This is a genomic window from Shewanella sp. M16, assembly GCF_018224605.1.
In the GTDB taxonomy this organism is placed as follows: domain Bacteria; phylum Pseudomonadota; class Gammaproteobacteria; order Enterobacterales; family Shewanellaceae; genus Shewanella; species Shewanella oncorhynchi.
Genome location: NZ_JAGTUL010000079.1, coordinates 1 through 6,130 on the forward strand (window position 1 = coordinate 1; position 6,130 = coordinate 6,130).

4 protein-coding genes and 1 pseudogene are annotated in these 6,130 nt (G+C 48.1%); 1 reads left to right on the plus strand and 4 read right to left on the minus strand.

Annotated elements, in window-relative coordinates:
* Positions 1-132: 132 nt before the first annotated feature.
* The 3 genes and pseudogenes from KFE26_RS23040 to KFE26_RS23050 form a co-directional block, all read right to left on the minus strand.
* Positions 133-366 (minus strand): annotated as a pseudogene (locus KFE26_RS23040) (DNA polymerase V subunit UmuC); the annotation flags it as partial.
* Positions 363-782: a translesion error-prone DNA polymerase V autoproteolytic subunit gene (umuD, locus tag KFE26_RS23045; RefSeq protein ID WP_212601839.1), complete on the minus strand. Its 420-nt coding sequence runs from the start codon at positions 780-782 to the stop codon at positions 363-365. The gene umuD and the pseudogene KFE26_RS23040, both read right to left, overlap by 4 nt.
* Positions 783-985: 203 nt before the next feature.
* Positions 986-2,377: an SLC13 family permease gene (locus KFE26_RS23050; protein WP_212601840.1), complete on the minus strand. Its 1,392-nt coding sequence runs from the start codon at positions 2,375-2,377 to the stop codon at positions 986-988.
* 80 nt (positions 2,378-2,457) lie between these two features.
* Between KFE26_RS23050 and KFE26_RS23055 the strand changes: the two genes are divergently transcribed.
* Positions 2,458-3,276: a helix-turn-helix transcriptional regulator gene (locus tag KFE26_RS23055; RefSeq protein WP_212601841.1), complete on the plus strand. Its 819-nt coding sequence runs from the start codon at positions 2,458-2,460 to the stop codon at positions 3,274-3,276.
* Between the two features lie 121 nt (positions 3,277-3,397).
* Here KFE26_RS23055 and KFE26_RS23060 read toward each other — a convergent pair whose 3' ends face one another.
* Positions 3,398-5,974, minus strand: a complete 2,577-nt coding sequence (locus KFE26_RS23060) for a glycoside hydrolase family 15 protein (protein ID WP_212601842.1) — start codon at positions 5,972-5,974, stop codon at positions 3,398-3,400.
* Between the last annotated feature and the right edge of the window lie 156 nt (positions 5,975-6,130).

Genomic DNA, 6,130 nt, shown 5'->3' on the forward strand with positions numbered 1-6,130 from the left:
TTCATCCATCTACTTTTTCAAGATATCCAGACAAACAGTAAAACTGTAACTACCTCTCTTCTCTTCGTCTAATTTATTTATCATGAAAAATTCCAACATGTGGCATCTAAAAAAATTCCCAACTGTAGGTTCATAGTTGGAGGAGAATACCGCAACCTGATGCTGGCGGAGTTGGTTTGCTATTTGATATACAGGCACCGCCATCTTGATGCCAAGTTGTTTTGCCTCTACGGAGCGGGCGACGACGCAGCCATCGTTATTGGATAACACCACAATCGGCTTACCAACCAAATCCGGCCTAAACATCCGCTCACAGGAGGCATAAAAATTATTGCAATCGACGAGGGCGAATAGTGAGGGCGTCATTTGAGCTTTTTCACCACGTTGGTCACTACCCCAAAGATGTTTAACTCAGACTCATCATTGATGGCGATCGGGGAGAATAAGGCATTACGTGGTAGCAATTGCACCACAGGGCGTAGCTGTAATTGCTTTACGGTAAACTCACCGTTCACCGCTGCGACAACGGTATCACCGTGGGCTGGCTGTAGTGAGCGATCTACCACCAAAATATCACCGGAGAAAATCCCCGCTTCGATCATCGAATCCCCTTGGACTTTGACAAAAAACGTGGCGGCAGGATGTTTGATGCATAACTCATTGAGATCTAATGTTTGTTCTACATAGTCTTGGGCCGGTGACGGAAATCCTGCGGCAATCAAGGAGCTAAATAACGAGAGCTGATATTGGGTATGTTTGGCGAAGCGGCCTAGAAGCATCATAATAAATCACAATATACTGTACATATAAACAGTATGGTCTAACTATGAAGCTTATCGAAAGAATTTATGTGGGGAGAGTTGTGTTATCGACCCAAGCGCTGTCGAGTGCTGAGCAATTGATGATGGCTGCTCTAAAGCACCCTTGACGGCTTGAATATCGGCAAGAGTGAGCGTTTCGTCCATTTAATTTAGTTAACGCAATTTTAGTTAATCCAACCTAGCCATAGCCACCATAAATAATCCAGTGGCATGAGTGCAACTAGAGTTATTGCCGCTAGAGGTAAGGTGATGCGAAGTAGTTTAGTTAATGGCTCTTGGGATAATTGCATCGCCAAAATCAAAGGAGCCACCTGATAAGGAAAAATCACGGTTGAAAACCCGATCACCTGCGTCATTAATACCGCAGGGGTGGAGAAGCCAGTTGCATTGGCAAAGTCTGCCGCCATGGGGGATAACACAGTCGGCACGCCTGGAACCGTTGCCACTAATCCTGTTAGCGTCGCGATTAACGATAACGACATAAAATTCAGGAACGATGCCCCTTGCTGCAAGGGTAACCATTCACTGAACAGTTGACCTAGCGCAGTGCCGAGCCCGGAATGATTGACCAATGCTCCCAGACCTAAGGCCGCCGCGACAAAAATGACGGTCGACAAATCCACTGAACTATTAAAACTCTTAGGCTCAAGCACTCCCCATTTTGGGAGCAATAACAAGATAGCCGTTGTTAATCCTACCCAAGCGGGGTTGATGCCGTGCAGCGAGTCAGTCACCCAAAAGAGCAAAGTAATCGCCAGTAACAGTGCAACTTTCTTTTGAATACCAAGGTTATAAGCTTCTTTTTCAATAACGCGTTCAGGCTGATTTTTATCAATTTTTGCAGGAAATAGGAAGATAACTAGCGCCACAATCAATATCGATTTGAGTAAACCAAGGATTGGAAAATGCAATAAGAGATACTCAGTATAACCAAAGTGGATATTGAATAGATTCTCACTGGAACCTGCCAATATCATGTTGGGAATATTCGCGGGCAACACGGCAAAACTGGGCATGTTGCACGCCAGTGCCAAGGCGGTCGCAATGCCTATCCGTCCATGGCTACCACGAGCAAAACCGACTTGCTCAGCTAACGCCATACCAATTGGCACCATGACCACAGCACGGCCAACGGATGAGGGCATCACAAAGCCAAGCAGCACGGCACTAAAGACCAAACCCGCAATTAAGCGTGGATAACTTGAGGTCAGTATGGGGGCAATCAAACTGGCCATTCTGCGACTTAAACCAGACTGAGTGATGGCACTGCCGATCACAAACCCCGAAATGATTAACCACACCGCAGTTGAGCCGAATCCGGAGAAAAGTATACTCGGCTCAATGAGTTTAAAAATGGTGGCAAGGGCAAAAAAGATTAACCCCGCCATAAAGGGCGGGAAGAAACCTGTGCTCCAAAACATCAAGGTCACTAACACTACGCCTGCGCTGTAGGAAAACACCGCGGGATGCTGGCTTAGCGGAAAAAGTGCAAGTAAAGTAGCGATCAACAGTGCACTGAAAAACGCTAGCGGTTTAACGCCAATAAAACGTTTCATGTTTACCGACCTATTGGGTTGAATACGTAAAAGATGCCAACTAAGATAGCTGACTTAGTTTGGCGTTTTAAGAGGGTAATATGTCAAAAGCTGTTCCTAAAGCGACATTGTTAACGCCCAGTGACGTGGCGTTTATCACAGATGCCAATCGACCTGTGCTAACCCATACTCGCAATATGGCGGCGGAAGCGGGCATCGAGCCTCATTCACATCCGCGGGGGCAGCTACTTTGGGCCGCCAAAGGCTTGTTACGTGTCTGCAGTGAAAATGCCGTCTGGGTGATACCTTCAACCCATGCGGTGTGGATCCCCTGCAATTTGCCCCATCAAGTGAACAGCGAAACCCACGCCCATACTCGCAATATCTATATTGATCCTAGCTATGATGTTAGGCCACAGGATACGCAAGTGGTGATGGTGACGATGACAGCGCTGATGCGTGAATTAGTGCTTAAACTTTGTGAAAGTTCACATCTTATGGACAGTGGACAACTGCATCGGCTGGGTTTGGTTGCCATCGATGAGCTCCAAACTCTGGACAGTCTGGATGCCCATTTACCCGCTGGCTCAGATCCAAGACTCAGCCGCTTGATCCAAACGCTGATCCGACGTCCAAAAGTGAGTTACTCACTGACCGAGTTAGCCGAAATGGGCGGCGCGAGTGTGAGAACGATTGAGCGACTATTCAAAGCTGAAACTGGGCTTACTTATCGACAATGGCGGCAAAGGTTTCGTTTGTTAAATTCGCTTGAGAGCTTAAGCCAAGGGGAGAGCACGACTATGGTGGCCCATAGTTTAGGTTATTTGAGTGTCAGCAGTTTCAGTGCCGCCTTTAAAATGCAATTTGGTTGCACGCCGCAAGATTACCCGCAGCATAAGCCTATGAAAAGCGGGCGCTAAATCAGGCATCATAAAACCGTCTATAAAAAAGCTAGAACAATATCTAGGATGCTGTTCTAGCCTGCAATTTATCAAAGTATCGTTAAGCTAATGCGCTATTTTAATTGGTTATTTCAACTTGTCATTTCAATGCCGCTGGGACGATAGGGTAATAATCCCAGACTTGGCCATCGGTCATTGAGCGCACCAGTTTGATGTATTCGGCATGGGTCCAGGCAAGCGGTGTGGCAGAGTTGGTGCCTTGTCCGAGTTGGTAATGATAACGGGTGGCGTCGCCGACACCGTCCCACGCTTGCTCGGGTAACATCATGCCCGCATTCGCAAAGGTTTCCATGCCTTGCACATAGGTGTTGATCAACTGCTGCTTGGTTTGCTGCGCGTTATTGCCTGTGAGTTCGCCTTTCGCTTGGGCGAGTGCTAGCTCAAAATGACCGCGCTCGCCAGTGAAGAAGGGCCAGATTCGGCCGCGCTGATCGGCGCTGTTGCTGCCGGATTCTGCGTAGTTTTTGCCAGTAACCGTATCCTCGCCGTAACCGTCGTTGCCATAACGTCTAAAGCCTGGGATAGTGCTGCCATCTTTGGCGGTAAACTCGTATTTAAGGCGTAGGTTGTGCTCAAGCTCAGTATTATCAATCAATTGAAGGCTTTGATTGATGAGCTTATCGGTTGCACCGCGCACGCCATAACGTACTAGTTCTAAAAATCCGCCATCGAGGATCTGACGCTGATCTAAACCTTGCTTACCGTTATTTGCCGCCAGTTTATCGCTGGTGTTTGGCTTGCCATTCGGGCTTAAACGTAAATAGTAAGGCGCGCTGACATCTGCGCTGTTTTTCAATAGCCCTTGGGTGGTGACTAAGTGTTTTTCTAAACTATTACTTAAGTCTTTGGCGGCGGTAAGATAACGGGCGCTTGAAGTAATATCTTTAGCTTCTTTGGCAATTTCACTCGCGGCAACAAGACCGGCGATCACGGCAGCCGTTGTTGAGGGGGAGTAACCCGCTTGTTCTTCCCAACGTTCTTGCTGAGTTTTAGGTGGGGTGATTTGAGTGTGATTCCAATCCAGATTGACGTCACCGCCGCTGATCAAAAAGTCCGCTGCACCTTTGAGCATCTCTTGATACCAGTGACTGATCTCATCAGGGGTGAGTACGCCCGCTTGCCAGAGTTTCCAGCCGAGCATGATCGGCATGGCGGTTTGATCGAGCTGCACGCCGACCCATTCAATTTGGCCATCCACATGGGTCTTTTGCAGGAACCAACCGGGCGTACCCGTAAAGCCGGGCGTCTTTTCGGTCACTTGCACTTTTTTCAGGTATTCGAAGGCCACTTTGGGCGTTTGCGTGTCACCCATGGCGAGGAATGCCATGGCGCATTGGTAAAAGTCGCGCGGCCATACCGCTTTATAGCCAGTGCTCGGCACGGCTGCCGAAACCGTATCGCCCCAAGGATTAGATAACGAGGCGATAAGTGCGCCCGCATAGGTTTTATCTTCCTGAGCTTTCAAGACCATAGCACTGGTATACAGCAGCTTACCGTTATCGGTCGTGTTGTTGGCCATGTTAGCGATGGCGGGCAGCGAGCTTAAGTAATCGTGCCAGCCGACATGGGTGGCATCGCCTTTGTAGGCACTCAGCACAGAATCATAACCTGCGGCCAAGGTGGCATCGGCATTGGCTAAACTCTGTGCTTCATCTTTACCAAAACCGATGGCGAGATTAAAAGTGACGGGTTTGGCTTTGATGAGCGTAGGGTAACTCGCGGTAAAGGCGATATTGCCAACGGTCGATTTATCTTGCGCACTGGTTATTTGATAGGGCGTATCGAGTTTGCCGTTATCGGCCAAATCGGCTAGGCCATCGGAAACACCGACAAAGCCAGTCGTAGCCTGCACAAAATTCAGATCGGATTTTACCGTCATTACGCTACTGTCTTTGGCGGCGGTATAGGCCACCAGCGCCTGATTATTAGCATGAGTGTTGGCATGATTGTCAGTATGAGTATCAATGCGGCCGATATCATTGGCGCCTGCGTTATCGATATGCGGATTGACATACAAATGCGGTGTAATGCCGTCTTCAAAGGCAGTAAAGGTGACACGCATCATCAAAGTGTCGCGGTCTGGATCGGTAAAGATATGCTTTTCAATCTGATACTTACCTTCAACATCTTTATTGATAATTTTATAGGCAAGGGATTGCGGGCGACCATTAGCATCTGTATCTAAATATTCTATGCTGCTGATAGTGTTCTCTTTTTCGGTATCGACAAAGCCATTACCTGTGACCACAAATTGCAGTTCTTTGAGCTGCGCATTATGGATAAGACCATACATGGTTTCGGTTAAAATACCTTGGGCGAGGGAGAACCAAACGCGGCTAATGGGATTTTGCTTGGTATCTTGGTATTGACCTTGGGTATAAGGCTCGTAAGACGTCCCAATACCAGTTTTACCCGAAAATGCCCAAGTCGGCGCTTTACCTGGTGCGCCGGGCGCAACCCGCTGCACACTTGGCGCGACATTCACACTTGTGGCAGTTGTTGCTGAATTCGATGTGGGTGAACAGGCCGCTAACCCTATTATCCCTAATAGGCTTGCGGCGACGGCAAGCGCTAGGCGGCTGTGCCTTGTTAACGCTTGTGTGTGACGGTTTTGGCTGGTGTGCAGATCCTGCTGCGGCGTAGGACTCGATTCCATCTCGTTCTCCCCAAATAATGGTTTTATTTTTATAGTGATTGAATTGATAAAGATATTTTATGCAGCTGTGATTAGCCAAATGACCGAATTCACCGCGCTTAACATGCATTGCTGCATGTCGCCTAATGTGTATCGCTGCTATAAAGAGCTAACTTT

Bases quoted from the DNA above. Each gene is read 5' to 3' on its own strand.
- umuD (WP_212601839.1), bottom strand. From the start codon at position 782: ATGATGCTTCTAGGCCGCTTCGCCAAACATACCCAATATCAGCTCTCG.
- KFE26_RS23050 (WP_212601840.1), bottom strand. From the start codon at position 2,377: ATGAAACGTTTTATTGGCGTTAAACCGCTAGCGTTTTTCAGTGCACTG.
- KFE26_RS23055 (WP_212601841.1), top strand. From the start codon at position 2,458: ATGTCAAAAGCTGTTCCTAAAGCGACATTGTTAACGCCCAGTGACGTG.
- KFE26_RS23060 (WP_212601842.1), bottom strand. From the start codon at position 5,974: ATGGAATCGAGTCCTACGCCGCAGCAGGATCTGCACACCAGCCAAAAC.